The 17,430-nt window shown below is 66.6% G+C and carries 12 protein-coding genes and 2 pseudogenes; 9 read left to right on the top strand and 5 right to left on the bottom strand.

The features are described 5' to 3' along the window. Nucleotides 1–10 precede the first annotated feature (10 nt). Nucleotides 11–1,059, bottom strand: a pseudogene (locus tag TMO_RS19635) (IS3 family transposase). Nucleotides 1,060–1,211: 152 nt separating this feature from the next. On the opposite strand from TMO_RS19635, the gene TMO_RS19630 reads away from it, so the two are divergent. Then, nucleotides 1,212–2,000: a type IV toxin-antitoxin system AbiEi family antitoxin gene (locus tag TMO_RS19630; RefSeq protein ID WP_014747434.1), complete on the top strand. Its 789-nt coding sequence runs from the start codon at nt 1,212–1,214 to the stop codon at nt 1,998–2,000. A 5-nt stretch (nt 2,001–2,005) separates the two neighbouring features. Continuing rightward, nucleotides 2,006–2,923, top strand: a complete 918-nt coding sequence (locus TMO_RS19625) for a nucleotidyl transferase AbiEii/AbiGii toxin family protein (protein ID WP_041606900.1) — start codon at nt 2,006–2,008, stop codon at nt 2,921–2,923. Between the two features lie 325 nt (nt 2,924–3,248). Here TMO_RS19625 and TMO_RS29770 read toward each other — a convergent pair whose 3' ends face one another. Then, complete coding sequence (locus TMO_RS29770) at nt 3,249–3,719, bottom strand: hypothetical protein (RefSeq protein ID WP_014747432.1); 471 nt, start codon at nt 3,717–3,719, stop codon at nt 3,249–3,251. A gap of 676 nt (nt 3,720–4,395) precedes the next feature. Between TMO_RS29770 and TMO_RS19615 the strand changes: the two are divergent. Next, nucleotides 4,396–5,591, top strand: a pseudogene (locus TMO_RS19615) (IS256 family transposase). Between the two features lie 523 nt (nt 5,592–6,114). On the opposite strand, the gene TMO_RS19610 reads toward TMO_RS19615, so the two are convergent. The 3 genes from TMO_RS19610 to TMO_RS19600 form a co-directional block, all read right to left on the bottom strand. Beyond that, nucleotides 6,115–7,698: an ABC transporter substrate-binding protein gene (locus TMO_RS19610; RefSeq protein ID WP_014747429.1), complete on the bottom strand. Its 1,584-nt coding sequence runs from the start codon at nt 7,696–7,698 to the stop codon at nt 6,115–6,117. A 135-nt stretch (nt 7,699–7,833) separates the two neighbouring features. Continuing rightward, nucleotides 7,834–8,700 carry a hydrolase gene (locus tag TMO_RS19605; protein WP_014747428.1) on the bottom strand — a complete coding sequence of 289 codons (867 nt, stop codon included), beginning with the start codon at nt 8,698–8,700 and terminating at the stop codon, nt 7,834–7,836. 14 nt (nt 8,701–8,714) lie between these two features. After that, on the bottom strand, nt 8,715–10,205 hold the full coding sequence (locus tag TMO_RS19600; RefSeq protein ID WP_014747427.1) for an amidase: 1,491 nt from the start codon (nt 10,203–10,205) through the stop codon (nt 8,715–8,717). A gap of 164 nt (nt 10,206–10,369) precedes the next feature. Here TMO_RS19600 and TMO_RS19595 point away from each other — a divergent pair, with 164 nt between their 5' ends. The 6 genes from TMO_RS19595 (at nt 10,370) to TMO_RS19570 (ending at nt 17,398) form a co-directional block, all read left to right on the top strand. Further along, nucleotides 10,370–11,206 carry a GntR family transcriptional regulator gene (locus TMO_RS19595; protein WP_322111271.1) on the top strand — a complete coding sequence of 279 codons (837 nt, stop codon included), beginning with the start codon at nt 10,370–10,372 and terminating at the stop codon, nt 11,204–11,206. Nucleotides 11,207–11,285: 79 nt separating this feature from the next. After that, a complete protein-coding gene (locus TMO_RS19590; protein WP_014747425.1) occupies nt 11,286–12,665 on the top strand; it encodes an aspartate aminotransferase family protein in 1,380 nt (459 codons plus the stop codon). 97 nt (nt 12,666–12,762) lie between these two features. Beyond that, on the top strand, nt 12,763–13,884 hold the full coding sequence (locus TMO_RS19585) for a C45 family autoproteolytic acyltransferase/hydolase (RefSeq protein ID WP_014747424.1): 1,122 nt from the start codon (nt 12,763–12,765) through the stop codon (nt 13,882–13,884). A 52-nt stretch (nt 13,885–13,936) separates the two neighbouring features. After that, nucleotides 13,937–14,881 (top strand): ABC transporter permease, encoded by a 945-nt coding sequence (locus tag TMO_RS19580; RefSeq protein WP_014747423.1) that lies wholly within the window; start codon nt 13,937–13,939, stop codon nt 14,879–14,881. A 10-nt stretch (nt 14,882–14,891) separates the two neighbouring features. After that, nucleotides 14,892–15,716 carry an ABC transporter permease gene (locus TMO_RS19575; protein ID WP_014747422.1) on the top strand — a complete coding sequence of 275 codons (825 nt, stop codon included), beginning with the start codon at nt 14,892–14,894 and terminating at the stop codon, nt 15,714–15,716. Next, nucleotides 15,713–17,398 carry an ABC transporter ATP-binding protein gene (locus TMO_RS19570; RefSeq protein ID WP_014747421.1) on the top strand — a complete coding sequence of 562 codons (1,686 nt, stop codon included), beginning with the start codon at nt 15,713–15,715 and terminating at the stop codon, nt 17,396–17,398. The genes TMO_RS19575 and TMO_RS19570 overlap by 4 nt, the downstream gene beginning before the upstream one ends. The last annotated feature ends 32 nt before the right edge of the window (nt 17,399–17,430 follow it).

The following is a 17,430-nucleotide window of genomic DNA, read 5'->3' as shown; positions in this document are numbered from 1 at the left end:
TCGATTCGCGCTAGCTTAACGTCGCGAATGTAGAGTGATAATCGACACTCGACAAGCGGCTGTGGCCGCCTCCCAATGCAAAAAAGCGCGGCCTCTTGCGAGCTTTATGGTAGGGCTCTGAACCGCGCCGGATTCGTCGGAGGCTCGGAGCATTGAGCCAGGCTGCGATGGCCGCCTGCTCCTGTTCGTCCCACCAGCGTTGCTCGGCCCCGGCCGGCGGGATGTTGCCGATCGGCTCGAGGAGCCGGCGGTTGTTGAACCAGTCGACCCATTCGAGGGTCGCATACTCGACGGCTTCCAAGGACCGCCAAGGTCCGCGCCGATGGATCACCTCGGCTTTGTACAGCCCGTTGATCGTCTCGGCGAGGGCGTTGGCGTAGGAATCCCCGATACTGCCCACCGAGGGTACCACGCCGGCGTCGGCGAGGCGTTCGGTGTCGCGGATCGACAGGTATTGGCCGCCTCGATCGCTGTGATGAACGAGGCCGCCACCGGGTGCCGGCCGGCGCGCATGGCGGGCTTGCTCGAGGGCATCGAGAACGAAGCTCGCATGCGCGGTTCGGCTCGCCCGCCAACCGACGATACGCCGCGCGAACACGTCGATCACGAAGGCGACGTAGACGAAACCCACCCAGGTCGCCACATAGGTGAAATCGGAGACCCGGAGCCGGTTGGGTCCCGGCGCCCTGAACTGTCGATTGACGAGGTCATGCGGGCATGGCGTTGCCTTGTCCGAGATGGTCGTCCGGATCGGTCGACCACGAACAACGCCTTGAAGTCCCATCTCAGGATCTCGTTCGCCTGCCGCAGCTCGCGGTTCTCCCGCTCGCGTGCCTTCAGGCGGGCGTTCAGGTCCGGGGCGGCGCCGTCGATCTTACCGCCCTCACGCTCGGCCCGCTTCACCCACAGCCGCAGCGTCTCCGGTGTGCAGCCGATCTTGGCGGCGATCGAGGCGATGGCGGCCCAGCGGGAGGCGTGATCGCTCTCGTGCTCGAGAACCATCCGGACCGCGCGGCTACGCACTTCGGGGGCAAACTTGTTCGTCGTCCTGCTGGTCATGGCTCCACCCTCTCAAGAGTTGGAGCCTCCGGCAAACCCGGCGCGATTCACTCCCCACGGTTTATATATTCCCCAAAATACAAAGCATGACTTAGCGAATCTTGGCAAATTCGAACGCGACATCGGTTTAAAAATATTATAAAACGCTAAGTATGGATATGCATTCTGGCAAAAAACTAAACCGGCTTCAGCAGGAACTCCCCGAGGGTCTCCTGGCTGATGCCGCCTGGATGGAGGCGCACGGCTACTCGTCGGCGCTGCGCAGCCAGTATGTTCGCGCGGGCTGGCTCAATAGCCCGGCGCGGCGCGTCTATCGCCGCTCGCGCACGCCGCTCACCTGGCAGCAGGTGATCGTTTCTCTCCAGACGGTGCTGGAGCTTCCGTTGACGGTCGGCGGACGCACCGCGCTCGAACAGCAAGGCTATGCCCATTACCTTTCGACAGCCATGCACGAGGTTCATCTTTACGGACCGAAGCGTCCGCCGACCTGGCTGGCGAGCCTGCCACTCGATATAACCTTTCGCTGGCACAACAGCCTGCGGTTGTTTCCCGATGATGTCGACGCGCCATCCGAGCCAAGCCCCGTCATGGTCGGCGTCGGCGGTCTGACCTTACCTATCCGATATTCCAGCAAGGAGCGCGCCGTTCTCGAATTGCTCGACGAGCTGCCCGACCATGAAAGCTTTCATCAGGCCGATGCCTTGATGGAAGGGATGAGCGACTTAAGCCCGCGCCGCTTGCAAACCCTGCTGGAGGCTTGCGCCAGCGTGAAGGTGAAGCGGCTTTTTCTTTTCTTCGCCGACCGCCACCGCCATGCGTGGCGATTCCGGCTCGACATGTCCTACATCGATCTGGGTTCGGGCAAACGCGCCCTCGTCAAAGGCGGCAAACTCGATCCGCGCTACAACATCACCGTGCCATCCGACCTTGGAGGCGTGTGAATTCCATGGCCTTCCTCGACACATACCGCCAGCAGGTCGCCCTGCTTATTCGCGTCCTTCCTTTCGTCGCGAAAGAGCGGGCTTTCGCGCTCAAAGGCGGCACCGCGATCAATCTGTTCGTGCGCGACATGCCGCGCCTCTCCGTAGACATTGACCTGACTTATCTGCCGATCCAAGACCGGGCCACATCGCTTGCGGCAATCAACGCCGCCATGCAGGGGATAAAAGAACGGATCGAGCGGGGTATCCCCACCGCGAGCGTCAATGCTTCGCGTTCTGCCGATGAGGATATCATCACCAAGCTGATCGTTCGGACGCCCGGCGTGCAGATCAAGATCGAGGTAACCCCCGTGCTCCGCGGTGCGGTCTATGATCCTGTCGTCATGAGCGTGGTTCCCGCTGTCGAGGACACCTTCGGCTTCGCCGAAATGCAAGTCGTGTCCTTCGCCGATCTCTACGCGGGCAAGATCGTGGCAGCCTTTGACCGCCAGCACCCGCGCGACCTCTTTGATGTGCGCGGCCTGCTGGAGAACGAGGGCGTCGGTGACGAGTTGCGTCGCGCCTTTCTGGTTTATGTCATCAGCCACAACCGTCCGATGGCTGAAGTTCTGGCCCCGACCCGCAAGCCGCTGCACAAGGAGTTCGCGCGGGGCTTTGATGGCATGACACAGGAACCTGTCCCGCTTGCGGACCTGGAGACCGCGCGGGAGGCGATCATCGCCGAGATGGTGGCCGCCATGCCAGAAGATCACCGGCGCTTCCTTACCAGCTTCAAGCGCGGCGAGCCGGACTGGACCTTGCCCGGCATCGTTGGCGCGCAGAACCTGCCCGCCGTCTTATGGAAACAGCGCAATCTCAAAAAGCTGTCCGCCGACAAGCGGCGCGAATTGGCCGAGGCGCTGGAAAAAGTGCTGTTCCCGTGAGCAGCCCGTTTGGCCTGCCCGCTGCTTCAGGCGATCAGCGACAGGCTTCGTGCAGAAGAGCGCCCGGTCGGTGCAGCGCGACGATATTCCGGGACACATCCCATTCTCCATATATACATTAATGTTTTTGCGTATATATGGTTTTTATGTATTTCAACGCAGTGCCCACGCCAACCGGCCGCCGAACAGAGGGCGCCGCACTCATCCGGCCAGCGCATCACCAGACAGGCCAGCTACGCCCCCTGACTCGGATGAAAATGGATGGAATTGGATGGATAAACGGAACCGAACATCAACAATCCGTCGCCCATCATGATCTAACCCCTTAATAATACAGCTTCCCCGACCTGTACGCCTCAGCGCTCCCCGGGCTGATCGTGATCTCCATATACGGCCCGCCGGCCGCCGCCCGGACACAGGTGTAGCGCCGCTCATCATCCCGGCCGACCACCTCTTCGATGTAGCAGCCGGGCCGGTTGCCACTCCAGTTGTCGCGGTCATCCGGCCAGCGCATCACCAGCCCGGCCTCGCAATAATAGTGGATGCCCATGTCGAGGTCGTAATCGGTGAAGGCCTTGCCATCTGACATCGCACAGGTGCCGAAGGGCGGTTTGCCCTTCTTCAGCCGCTTCATCATGTAGCCATGAGCCGCAGAACAGGGCGTGCTCGCCGGGAAGCCGCCGGCCATGCACAGGATCACGGCACAGTCGATGTCGTAATCCTCGGCCTGGACGGATGCAGGTGGCGCCGCCAATGCCAGGACGGCCAGGCCGGCAATTGGAAGGACGTGCTTCATCCTGCATCTCCCAGGCTGGGATAGGGGGCAAGCCCGGCCGGGGCTGCCGCGGCATCGTCGAGCGACCGATGAATGATCCGCCCGGCCGGGATCCGGGTCAGAGGCGCGTGCCGGTCGGCGTAATAGGGCGTGGTTCAATATCCCATAAATATTCCGACCATCGCTTTATCACATCCAGATCACAGCCATGCGCATATTAAGGCCATGCGCATATTAAGGAAGTTCTCGATGCAAGAATCTGAGGATAAGAAGACAGAATGATGCGGATATTGAGATATATCGGGGGTCTGATTGCTCTTTTGATGATCGGACTCGTGGGGTATGGCGCCAGGGGATACTGGGATGCGCGATCGGGTGCCGGGGGGTTGCGTGCTCGTGCCGACGCGCTGATTGCTCAAGGCCGCGGGGGCAACGCCTTGGGGACAACCCATCTGGCTATCCTGCTCGCCGTCGAAGATCCGAATTTCAGGACACATTCAGGCGTGGATTTCTCGACTCCGGGCGCCGGCCGGTGACGTCCCGCCGAGTGGTGTAACAGCGTTTGCCTGGGGATGATGGCGCAGGGCGCGGCGCGCCCGGAGGCATCATCCCCAGGCGCCCCCCGAAATCGGGGTGGTCATCGTCGATCTTCGGTAGGGTTTGGTTGCAACCCCCAACCGAACCAAGGATCAAGACGATGACCGATGAGATGATGAGCCTTCGTGGCCTGCTGGAAAAGAGCGCAGATGCCGATCTGCTGCGCGAGATGATCGGTTTTGCCGCCGAGCGGCTGATGGAGTTGGAGGTGGCGACGCTGACCGGCGCCGGGCATGGCGAGCGCAAGCCCGATCAGCGCCTTGTCCACCGCAACGGCTACCGCGAGCGCGACTGGGAGACCCGGGCGGGGACGGTGGCGTTGCGCATCCCACGCCTGCGCAAGGGCAGCTATCTGCCGTGCTTCCTGGAGCCCCGCCGGATGGCGGAAAAGGCGCTGACCGCCGTCATCCAGGAGGCCTATGTCCAGGGCATCTCGACACGGTCGGTCGACGATCTGGTCAAGGCCATGGGCATGACCGGCATCTCGAAAAGCCAGGTCAGTCGCCTGTGCGCCGAAATCGACGGCAAGATCGCAACCTTCCTCGACCGCCCGCTGGAGGGCGACTGGCCCTATGTCTGGCTGGACGCCACCTACGTCAAGGTGCGCCAGGACGGCCGCATCGTCAGCGTGGCGGTGATCATCGCGGTCGGTGCCAACACCGCCGGGCGACGTGAAGTCCTGGGCATCGCCATCGGCCCCAGCGAGGCCGAGACCTTCTGGACCGATTTCCTGCGCAAGCTGGCGCGGCGGGGCCTGCGCGGCGTCAGGCTGGTGGTCTCCGACGCCCACGAAGGGTTGAAAGCGGCCATTGCCAAGGTGATGAATGCCACCTGGCAGCGCTGCCGCGTCCATTTCATGCGCAACGTGCTGGCCCATGCGGGCAAACCGTCGTCTCGGCCTTCATCGGCACCGCCTTCGCCCAGGACACCGCCCGGGCCGCCCGTGCGCAATGGCGCCAGGTGGCCGACCAACTGCGCCCCAGAGCCCGGAAACTGGCGGACTTGATGGACGACGCCGAAACCGACGTCCTCGCATACATGGACTTCCCCGCCGCGCATCGCGCCAAGCTGCACTCGACCAATCCCATCGAGCGCCTCAACGGCGAAATCAAGCGCCGCACCGAGGTCGTCGGCATCTTCCCCAACGTGGCCGCCATCACCCGACTGATCGGCGCCATCCTGCTGGAACAGAACGACGAATGGGCCGTCCAGCGATCCCGCTATATGACCCTGGAATCCGTCGCCCCCTTGGGCGATGATCCGCTGACCAGCCTGCCGCCCGTCGCGGCAGCCTGACTATCCCGGACAACCTTGCCGGAGATCAAGCGGCGACTGCGCTGTTACACCAATCCTTGGGACACGATCGAAAAAGGCGATCCGCGCGAACCTCCGCCGGAACTCACGCAAAAGCATGAACATGCAGAAATTGAAAAATTTAACCGATTGAAACATCGGGAGAATTTTTTTCCGCGAACCTCCCGGGATTTTTACGGGAGCTTGGGGTTCGCGGGCGAAACGGCGCAGGCTCTCAGGCGGTACGGGCGGTGGAAAGATCCTATAGAGACGCCCCGGCGTTTCGGTTCGAGGTCAGGCAATCTTCACGCGGAAAGAAAGGTGGATCCCGCCTTTCGCGGGGATGACGGTATACAGAGGCTTGTCAGTGCAGACCCTGACATGAGTGCCGGCCGCACGCCAGGGCACGAGTATCAGACCATAACCTGACACGTTCGATGGTGTGCGCAGCCGCCAAAAGGAAAACACCGCCCCGGTCCCCCAGGGCGGCATCTCTCATCTCATGCTGTCCCCAAATCTACCCCCGTCACCCCTTCCACACCCCCCAGGCCAGCGGGATCGCCGCCGCCCAGGGTTTGTAGTCGTGCAGGGCCGGGTTCACGCCCTCGATGGTCGGGGAATAGTAGAGGCCGATGATCGGCACCTCTTCCTTCATCTTCGCGTGCAGGCGGCGGAAGATGGCGGCGCGGGCGGTCTGGTCGGTCAGTGTGCCGCTCTCGGCCAGCAGCTTGCGGGCTTCCGGGTCGCCCCACTGGGCCCATTTTGCCGTCGCCTTATCGGCGATCAAGGCGGCATACATCAACCCTGGGTCGAATCGTCCGGAATAGCTGAACGACGACAGCTGGAAGCGGCCGTTGACGTAGTTGTCGAGCTGGGCGGCCCAGTCCAGGACTTCGAGCTGGACGTTGAAGCCGGCAGCGGACAGCATCGCCTGGATCATCACCGCATTGTCGTACATGCCGACATAGCGCCGGTTGGTCTGAAGCCTGATCGGCTCGCCCTTGTAACCCGCCTCTTTCGCCAGCGTCGCGGCGGCGGCCGGGTCGTATTTCGGCCAGTCGAGGAAATCGGCCGAAAAGGCGCGCATGCTCTCGGCAACGCCCGAGGGGTTGGGCTTGGCCAGGCCGTTGGTGCGCACCTCGGTGATCTGGGCGATGTCGATCGCCTGGGCCAGCGCGCGACGGAGTTTGGGGTTGGAGAGCAGCGGATCCTCGGTCTGGATCAGCAGGGCCGACCAGCTGAGGCCCGGCGCCGCCATCACCTTCATGCCCGCCGCCTTCAACTCGTCGATCTTGATCGTGTCGAGCTGGGGGATGATGTCGATCGCCCCGGTCTTAAGCGCCGCCGCCGCCGCATCGGCATCGGGGATGATCTGATAGCGCAGCGCGTCCACATACACCTGCCGCGCCCCGGCATAGCCGCTGCCCGGTTCGGATGACGGAACATAGCCGTCATAGCGCTCCAGCACCATCTGATCGCCATGCTTCCAGCTGCCGAATTTGAACGGGCCGGTGCCGATCGGCGTCCAGGTCCCGTCGGCGCCTGCGCTCTTCGGGCTCGCCACCAGCATGCCGCACTGGATATTGGCCAGCTGGGTCAGGAACAGGCCCGAGGGTTCCGCCAGGCGGAAAACCACCGTCTTCGGGTCGGGGGCCTCCACCGCCTCCACCTTCAGCCCGCCGGCCTGGCCGTTGAAGAAGCGGGCGCAGAGCCAGCCCTCCTGACCGGATTTGCGGTCCCAGTTCCATTTCACCGCCTCGGCCGTCAGCGGGTCGCCATTGTGGAAGGTGACGCCGTCGCGCAGCGTGAAGGTATAGCTGCGGCCATCCTCGGACATCGTCCAGCTCTGGGCCAGCGCCGGCCCCACGGTCAGATCGGTGCGATAGCCGACCAGCCCTTCGAAGATGTTGTTCACCACGGAATCGGAATTGGCGTCGCGATTGATGCCGGGCTCCAGGCTGCGGGCATCGGCGTTCATCGACACCACCAGCGTGCCGCCGCGCTTCGGGCCGTCCGCAGCCCCCGCCGGCGCCGCGGCCAGCAGGGCGGCGAGCGCGGCCGACCCGGCGAGCGCACCGCCGCGAAGCCCCTTCAGGGCGAATGATCTCATGACCTTAGTTCCCTATCAGATCGGCTTTTTTGTCTGACGAGCATCTTGGGGCCCCGTCGAGCGGGCCTCTGCTCTCATGGCCGATGCGACTCTTTGCCGGTCGCCTGCGGCCGTCCTCTGCTCCCGTTTTCCCTGTCAGGATCCGGCGTCGCGCTCTCCCTGCGCGAACCGCTCCGACAGGAACCGCTTCACCACCGGCAGCAGGGGCTCCTGCCTGTGGGCCGTCTCGGGCACCAGGTCGTGGGTGACCGGGATGCCGCAGCTCTCGAAACTCGCCTTCAGGGCCACCAGCCGCTCGATGCGGGTGGCACCGTGGCTCTCGAAGGCGGGCTGCCACCAGGGGTTGTCGCGCGTGATCGCGATCTCCCATGTGGCTGTATCTTCCGCGCCCACCACCATCTGCACGGCCACGCGCCGCATGGCCGCGAGGTCGATCGGTCTGCCGAAGATCGCGTCGACATCGCGCACCCCCGCCGGCCAGTCGGCCTGATCGTCCAGCAGGGTCACGATGCCGGGCGCGCCGATCGACACCGCCGCCAGCCGCTCGGGATGGGCATAGAGGAAGCGATGGGCGAAATGCCCGCCGCCCGAAAAGCCGAACAGGGCGAAGCGTTCGGCATCGATCCGGTAGAGCGCCTGCATCTCGCGGATCATCTGCAGCAGGATCAGGTCGTAGGCGGGGCCGGTGTCTCCGGGACCGCGCAGGCGCTTATAGCTCGAAAGCTCCCGCGGGGCGGTGATGCCGGCCGGAAACAGCGGCGCCAGCACGATCAGTTGCTGCGCCTCCGCCAGATCGATGAAGGCATCGCGACAGGCAGCGTTGTCGCGCATTGTGCCGTGCACCACCACCAGCAGCCGATAGCGCCGGTCGCCCGCCTCGTCATAGCTTTCCGGCACATAGGCGCAATACGAAAAGCGCGGATCGGCGGCGCAGACCTGCACGGTGGTGCGGCCGAAATCGTAATAGCTCAGGATCTCGCCATGGCCGGGGGTGCTGCGCATGGGGAACGCCTCCGTCAAAAGCCGGGCCGGGGATCCACGACCCCCAGCCGTGGCATGGCCGCCTCGACGTCACGGCCGGCCGCGAAGCACAGATCCTCGCGTTCAGGCGCCGCCACCAGCTGCACGCCGGTGGGCATGGTGACGTCATGGCCCTCGACGTTGAAACCGGCAAGCCCGGTCGGCACCGACAGCCCGGGCAGGCCCAGCACCGAAATCACCATCAGCGGCCCCTGCGCCCGCATGATCCGCTTCGCATCCTCGGGCGAGCGGACATCCGCCAGGCGGTGGAAGGCCGGCTCCAGCGACACCGGCATCACCAGCACCGGCCAGGCCTCGAAAAACCGTTGCCAGAGCCGCAGCATGCCATGGCGCCGCGCCACCGCGGCCAGCGCATCGCCCGGGGTCAGCTCCCGCGGCCAGGCCCGCTGCCAATAGTCGACCGCGACGCGGATGTTCTCGTCGCCCGCCACTGCAATTGCGGGGGCAAGCAGGGTCATGATGTCGGGAATGCAGATCTCGGCCCACATGTCGTGGATCTCGTCGAGCGCGGGCGGCACCACCTCCTCCACCGCCCAGCCGGCCGCGGCGAGGGCCGTGGCCGCCCGGTCCACCGCGCCCCGCACGGCCGGATGACAATCCGGCCAGCCCGCGGTGGAGACCACGGCCGCCCGCCGCGGCACAGCCGGATGATCCGCGACCATGGGTCTTGTCCGCGGATCATCGACATGCGGCACGGCCATCGCCCGGAAGGCGGTTTCCGTGTCGCGCACGGTGCGGGCCAGCGGCCCCTGCACGGCCATCAGCTGGGCCGCGACCGAACCTCCCCCCTTGGCCGTGGCATTGAACGACGGCACCCGGCCGTAAGAGGGGCGCAGGCCGACCAGCCCGTTGCACATCGCCGGAAACCGCACCGATCCGCCGATGTCGTTGCCATGGGCGATCGCCACCATACCGGTCGCGACCGAGGCCGCCGCACCACCGGAAGAACCTCCAACCGTCAGATCACGATGCCAAGGGTTGTAGGTGGGGCCGTGCAGCGTGTTGTCGGTGAACCAGCGCATCGAATAGACCGGCGCGTTGGTCCGCCCGACCACGATCGCGCCGGCCCGCTTCAGGTTCGCAACCACCGGGTTGTCGGCGGGTGCGATCAGGTCGCGGTACACCGCCGTGCCGTTGTCGGTGGGGTGGCCCTGCTGGTCGATGTTGATCTTGATCGTGACCGGCACGCCATGCAGCGGCCCGATCGGCTGCCCCTCGGCAACCGCGCGGTCGGCAGCCGCGGCGGCGGCCAGCGCCTCGTCGTCCATCCGCCGGACGATGGCGTTGACGGCGGGGTTCACCGCATCGATCCGCGCCAGCGACGCCTCGACCAGACGGGTGGCCGTCGCCCCGCCCTCGCGCACCAGCCGGGCCTGGGCCGCGGCGTCGAGCATGTGAAGCGGCGTCGAGGATGCTTGATCCGGTGCCGATCCTTCGGCAAAGCTGGCGGCAGTCCCGTCGGACATGATGTCTCCGGCCTTCTTCGAGAGGGGTGAGGGGCGCGGTCTGCCCGGCCCGCTTTGTGTCCCTGTTTGTATTTTGAGATGCTATGAGACAAGAAAACGGAACGCAAGAGCCTGTTGTCGATTCAGAGGGGCCAAGCCGGCTGCAACGCGATCTGCTGCCACGGGTGCTGGATTATCTGCGCAGCAACGGCCTCGCCCCCGGTGACCGGGTGACCGAGCTCGCCCTTGCCCAGCATCTTCAGGTCTCGCGCACGCCGGTCCGGGCGGTGATGGAGGAGTTGGCACGCCAGGGTGTGCTTGACCACCAGCCCCGGCGCGGCTACAGCCTGCGCGCCGTGCCCGACGCCCCGGCCGGAGAGGCGCACCCGCCCGGAGAGGTCGACCAGCTCTGCATCCGCCTGGCGGGGGATCGCCAACGCAACCGCCTGCCGGCGGAGGTCTCGGAAGCCGATCTGATGCGCCGCTACGGCGTCAGCCGGCCGCTGCTGCTCAGGGTGCTGGCACAGCTGTCGGAAATCGGCATGGCCGAACGCAAGCCCGGCCATGGCTGGGCCTTCCTGCCGATCCTGGACGATGCCGCCCGGCGGGAAAGCTATGAATTCCGCCTGCTGATCGAACCCGCCAGCGTGATGGCACAGAACTTTCATCTCGATCCCGCCTGGGTGGACGACATGCGCCGCCGCCATCAGGCCTTCCTGGCGGCCCCCTGGGGCGAGACCTCGTCGATCACGCTGTTCGAGATGAACGCTGCCTTCCACGAGGGCCTGGCCATGGCCTCGGGCAACCGCTTCATCCTGAACGCGCTCCGCCAGCAGAGCCGCATCCGCCGCTTTTCCAACTACGACTGGGTCTACGGGCTGGAGCGGGTCAAGGTCTCGTGCCGCGAGCATCTGGAGATCCTGGACCGCCTGGAAATGGACCAGCGCGAAATCGCCGCCGCCCTGATCCGCCGCCACCTGGAACAGGCCGCCGGCCTGACCCGGCCGACACCGATGGACTGACCGCGGGCATCGACCTCTTGCATTTTGTTTTTTGTAGCATCATAGTTCCGTCATCCCCACCGATGCGGAGTGATGCGGCATGACCGTCCAGTCCCCTGCCCCCGACTTGGCCGGCGCGCCCGATGCCGGATTTGCCCCCGATGCCCGGTCTGCGCCCAACGACCTTGCCCCCTATTGGATGCCGTTTTCGGCCAACCGGGCGTTCAAGGCCGATCCGCGCCTGTTCGTCGCGGCCGACGGCATGTACTACACCACCGCCGACGGCCGGCAGGTTCTGGATGCCATGGCGGGCCTGTGGTGCGTGAATGCCGGCCATAATCAGCCGCGGATCGTGCGGGCGATCCAGGACCAGGCGGCGCGGATGGACTATGTCTCGTCCTTTCAGATGAGCCATCCGGCCGCTTTCGTGCTGGCGGAGCGGATCGCGAACCTCGCCCCCGCCGGGCTCGACCGGGTGTTCTTCACCAATTCCGGCTCGGAAGCGGTCGATACTGCGCTCAAGATCGCGCGGGCGTATCACAAGGTGCGCGGCGATGCGAACCGGGTGAAGCTGATCGGTCGTGCCAAGGCCTATCACGGCATGGGCTTCGGCGGGCTGTCGGTTGCCGGCATCCCGCGCCACCGCCGCGATTTCGGTCCGCTTCTGGGCGATGTCGACCACCTGCCCCATACCCATGATCTGGCGCACAACGCCTTCTCGCGCGGGCAGCCGGCCTGGGGTGCGCATCTGGCCGACGAGCTTGAAAACATCGTCCAGATCCACGACGCCTCGACCATCGCCGCCGTGATCGTGGAGCCGGTGACCGGATCGGGCGGGGTGCTGCCGCCGCCGGTCGGCTATCTGGAGCGGCTGCGCGAGATCTGCACCCGCCACGGCATTCTGCTGATCTTCGACGAGGTGATCACCGGTTTCGGCCGGCTGGGCGCGCCCTTCGCCTCCAATGCCCTGGGCGTTACGCCCGACATGATCACCTGCGCCAAGGGCATGACCAACGGCGCCGTGCCGATGGGCGGGGTGATCGCCTCCACCGCCGTCTACGACGCCTTCATGACCGGGCCGGAAGCCGCCGTGGAGCTGATGCACGGCTACACCTATTCCGGCCATCCGCTGGCCTGCGCCGCCGGCCTCGCCACCATCGAGACCTACGAGCAGGAGGGTCTGTTCGACCGCGGCCCGGAGATCTGCGCCGCCTGGGAAGAGGCCGTCCACCAGTTGAAGGGTGCGCCCCAGGTGCGCGACATCCGCAATATCGGCCTGCTGGCGGCGATCGAGCTGGAGAGCCGCGACGGTGCCCCGGGCGCGCGTGCGGGTGAGACGGTCAACCGCTGCTTCGACGACGGCGTTCTGGTCCGGGTGGCGGGCGACAATCTGGTGCTGTCGCCGCCGCTGATCATCACCCCCGATCAGATGGGCCAGGTGGTCGATACCATCCGCACGGCGCTGGGGGAGGTGGCGTAACGCCACCGCACCCGTCCCTCTCCCCCCGACTCTCCCGGTTCTGCCAGACGAGACCCGCGCCCCATGACCACAGCCACCCCGTTCCCCCTTCCCCTTCGTGTCCGTCGCGGGCACGCCCTATGACCGCGGCTGCGCCTATGGCGCGGCCGTGCCCGACCGGATCGCGCGGAGTGCCGAGATCTATGGCCGGGCGCTGGACGGGCTGGGAGCCGATGCCGATTTCCGCCGCCGGCTGATCGCCGATTTCGCCGAGCGCATCCGGGCGTTCGGCGCCCATTACCTGGATGAGATCCGCGGCATCGCAGAAGGATCAGGCACCTCGTTCGAAGACGTGGTGATGATCAACGCCCGCACCGAGGTGGTGGCCCAGGCCCGCCGGCTGACCGCAGCGCCGCCCGCCGCCGACGACGCGCCTTCCGAACCCGAAGACGGCTGCACCGGGGCGATCATCCTGCCCGGGCGCAGCCGGACCGGCCGGCTGATCCACGGCCAGAACTGGGACTGGCGGTCGGAATGCGCCGAAACCGGCGTGGTGCTGCGCGTAGAGCGCAATGACGGCCCGGATCTGCTGACCTTCGTCGAGGCCGGCGGCCTCGCCCGATCGGGCCTGAATGAAGCCGGCATCGCCATCACCGCCAATTATCTGGAATGCGAGCGCGATTTCCGCACCGCCGGCGTGCCGCTGTCGCTGATCCGCCGCAAGGTGCTGGAACAGAGCCATTTCGCCGAGGCGATCCGGGCGGTGGCGACCACGCCCAAATCCTGCTCCAACAACATCATGATCAGCACCGCCCAGGGCTTCGCGGTCGATTTCGAATGCGCGCCCGACGAGGCTTTCGCCGTGCTGCCCGAGAACGAGATCATCGTCCACGCCAATCACTGGATCAGCCCGATCGCCCGCACGAAGCTGCGCGACACCGGCATCGCCAACATGCCCGACAGCCTGTATCGCGACTGGCGGGTGAAGCGGCTGCTTGAAGAGGCCGGGCCGCAGATCGGCATCGACGACATGAAGCGCGCCTTCTTCGACGATTTCGGCACACCCTATGCCGTCTGCCGCCCGCCCCGGCCCAACCAGGCCGGCAATCTGTCGGCCACCGTCGCCATGGTGGTGATGGACCCGGCGGCCGGCGTGATGGAGGTGGCCCCTCTGCCGGCGCTGCAGCAGGGCTTCACCCGCTACACCCTGACCGGCGACCCGGTGGCGGCCGCCGCCTGAGCGGCCCCTGATCATCACAGCGGGACCCTTCCTCAGAGCGCGGAGCCGGCCCATGGGACGCTTCATCTTCTCACGCATCGCCATGGGCGTGCCCACGCTGCTGATCGTGGCGGCGGCGGTGTTTTTCCTGATCCGGCTGATCCCGGGCGATCCGGCCTCGCTGATGCTGGGCGACATGGCGACGCCTGAAACGGTCGCCGCCCTGCACCGCGAGCTTGGCCTCGACAAGCCGCTGCCGGTCCAGTTCGTGCTCTGGCTGGGCCAGATCCTGACCGGCGATTTCGGCCGCTCCATCACCACCGATCTGCCGGTGCTGCCGCTGATCCTGGACCGGTTCGGGATCAGCGCCACCATCGTGGCGATCGCCGTGGCGCTGGCGACGCTCGCCGCCGTGCCGGCGGGCATGATCGCCGCCTGGCGCCAGGACAGTGCGCTCGACCTCGGTTTCATCGCGGTGGCGACCCTGCTGCTGTCGATCCCGACCTTCTGGCTCGGCCTGCTGCTGCTGCTGCTCTTCGGCCTGGAACTCGGCTGGCTGCCGGTGATCGGCTATGTCTCGCTCGCCGAGGATTTCCAGGCCGGGCTGCTCTACCTCACCTTGCCGGTGCTGACCCTGTTCCTGCACGAGACCGGGGTGATCATCCGCATGGCCCGCGCCAGCATGCTGGAGGTGCAGCGGCTGGACTACATCACCCATGCCCGCGCCAAAGGGCTGTCGGAACCAGTGGTGCTGTGGCGCCATGGCTTCCGCAACGCCTTCGCCCCCACCTGGACGCTGATCGGCCTGATCCTGGGCAATCTTCTGGGTGGCATCGCGGTGGTTGAAACCGTCTTCACCATCCCCGGTCTCGGCCGGCTGCTGGTCGACGGCATCTTCGCCCGCGACTACCCGGTCATTCAGGGCTGCCTGCTGTTCATCGCCGGCGCCTATGTGATCGTCAACCTGATCGTCGACCTCTGCTACCCGGTCTTCGATCCGCGCGTGACCCTGAACTGAAGAGGCCCGGATGATGATGATCTTCAGATCCCTGCGCGGCCTTTCAGGCGCAGTGCTGGTCGGTGTCATGGTCCTGGTGGCGGGGCTTGCCGCGGTCTGGACGCCGCAGGATCCGCTGGCCCTGAACCTGCGCGCCCGTCTCGCCGCCCCGGGCGGCGCCCATCTGCTCGGCACCGACGAATTCGGCCGCGACGTACTCAGCCGGCTGATGGCCGGTGCCTCCTCCAGCATGACCATCGCGCTCACCACCGTGGTCTTCGCCATCATCGCGGGCAGCATCATCGGCATCCTGGCCGGCTATTTCCGCGGCTGGACCGACCGGATCGTGATGACCTTCAACGATGCCCTGCTCGCCTTCCCCGGCATTCTGCTGGCGCTCGGCCTGCTGGTGGTGCTGGGGGCGAGCCCCGGCGGCATCGTGCTGGCGCTGGGCCTTGCCTATACGCCCTCGGTCGCCCGGGTGATGCGCGGCACGGTGCTGTCGCTGCGCGAAAACGCCTTCATCGAAGCCTCGCGCGTGATGGGCCATGGCCAGATCTACACCATGCTCCGCCACATCCTGCCCAATTGCGTGGCGCCGCTGACGGTGCTCGCGACCTCGATGTTCGGCTGGGTGCTGCTCTCGGAAAGCGCGCTCTCCTTCCTGGGCCTCGGCGCGCCGCCGCCCGCGCCCAGCTGGGGCAACATGCTCTCGGGCGGGCGCGCCTTCATGGGCCAGGCCCCCTGGCTCGGCATCTTCCCGGGGCTCTGCATCTCCCTGACCCTGCTCGGCATCAACCTGCTCGGCGACGCGCTGCGCGACCGCCTGGATCCGCGGATGAGGAATATTGCATGACCGGATGCATGACCGCCGGCGCGCCGCTGCTCGACGTCTCGGATCTCTCGCTCGGCATCGGCGAGACCGGCCGGCTGGTGGTCGACCGGGTGGGGTTTCAGGTCCGGGCGGGCGAGATCGTCGCCGTGGTCGGCGAAAGCGGCAGCGGCAAGACGCTCGCCGCCCGCGCCGTGCTGGGGCTGACGCCGCCCGCCATCCGCCGCCGCGGCGGCAGCATCCGGATCGACGGCCGGCCGCTTGAAGACATGACCCCGCGCGAACTGCGGGCGCTGCGCGGCGGGCGGATCGGCATGGTCTTTCAGGAACCGATGACCTCGCTCAACCCCTCGCTGACCATCGGCCGCCAGCTGGAAGAGGCGCTGGCGCTGCACACCGGGCTCGATGCCCAAGGCCGCCGCGCCGCCATCCTCGCCATGCTGACCCGGGTGGGGTTGAGCGATCCCGAACGGGTGCTCAAGGCCTGGCCGCATGAATTCTCGGGCGGCATGCGCCAGCGGATCATGCTCGCCTCGGTGATGCTGCCCAAACCGGCCCTGCTGGTCGCCGACGAGCCGACCACGGCGCTCGATGCCGTGGTGCAACGCGACGTGCTGGAACTGATGGTGGCGCTGACCGCCGAAAACGACACCGCCGTGCTGATGATCAGCCACGATCTCGCCATGGTCGCGCGCTATTCCCACCGCGTCATCGTGATGTGCCGGGGCGAGATCGTCGAACAGGGGCCGACCGACCAGATCCTGCGCGCGCCCGCCCATCCCTATACCCGCAAACTGCTGGGCGCCATGCCCCGCCGCCGGCCGGTGCCCGAGGTGGCGGCGGATGCCCCGCCGCTGGTGGAGGTGCAGGGGCTGACGGTCGATTTCGGCGGCCGCGGCGGGCTCTTCCGGCGGGGTGCGCAGAAGCGTGCGCTGCACGGCATCGACCTCGCCATCCGCCCGCGCGAGGTGGTGGCGGTGGTCGGCGGCTCGGGCTCGGGCAAGACCACCCTCGGCCGGGTGCTCGCCAGCCTGCAGAAGCCCGGCGGCGGCCGGCTGATCTTCGACGGCGAGCCGGTGACCGATCGCTCGGGCCCGGCCTGGACCGCCTATCGCCGCAACTGCCAGATGGTGTTTCAGGACCCCTATTCCTCGCTCGATCCGCGGATGACCGTCGCTCAGGCGATCGGCGAGGCGCTGCGCGGATCGGGGCTGGACCGGGCCGCCATCCGCGCCCGGGTGCTGGAGGTTCTGGCCGAGGTGGGGCTCGACGACACCCATGCCGGCCGCTACCCCCATGAACTGTCGGGCGGCCAGCGCCAGCGCATCGCCATCGCCCGCGCCGTCATCCGCCGGCCGCGGCTGGTGATCGCCGACGAGCCGGTCTCGGCGCTGGATACCACCGTGCGCGCCCAGATCCTCGACCTCTTCGCCGATCTGCAGCGCCGCCACGGCTTCGCCTGCCTGTTCATCAGCCATGATCTGGCGGTGGTCGAACAGCTGGCCAACCGGGTGGTGGTGATGAACCAGGGCCGGATCGTCGAAGAAGGCCCGCGCGACCGGATCTTCGACGCCCCGGCCGACCCCTATACGAAGCGCCTGCTCCAGGCGATCCCGACCCTCGACCCCACGCCCTCGGGCGGGGTGCGGCTGCGCTGGCGCCATGAAGAGACCGCGCCCGCCGATGACCGCCAGGCCAGCGCCTGATCTTTCACGTCTCAAGACCGAGGACGCCCCCC

This window comes from Tistrella mobilis KA081020-065 (genome assembly GCF_000264455.2).
GTDB classification, from domain to species: domain Bacteria; phylum Pseudomonadota; class Alphaproteobacteria; order Tistrellales; family Tistrellaceae; genus Tistrella; species Tistrella mobilis.
Note: the sequence above shows the minus strand (reverse complement) of the source record. Positions and strands in the feature narration are given on the sequence as shown.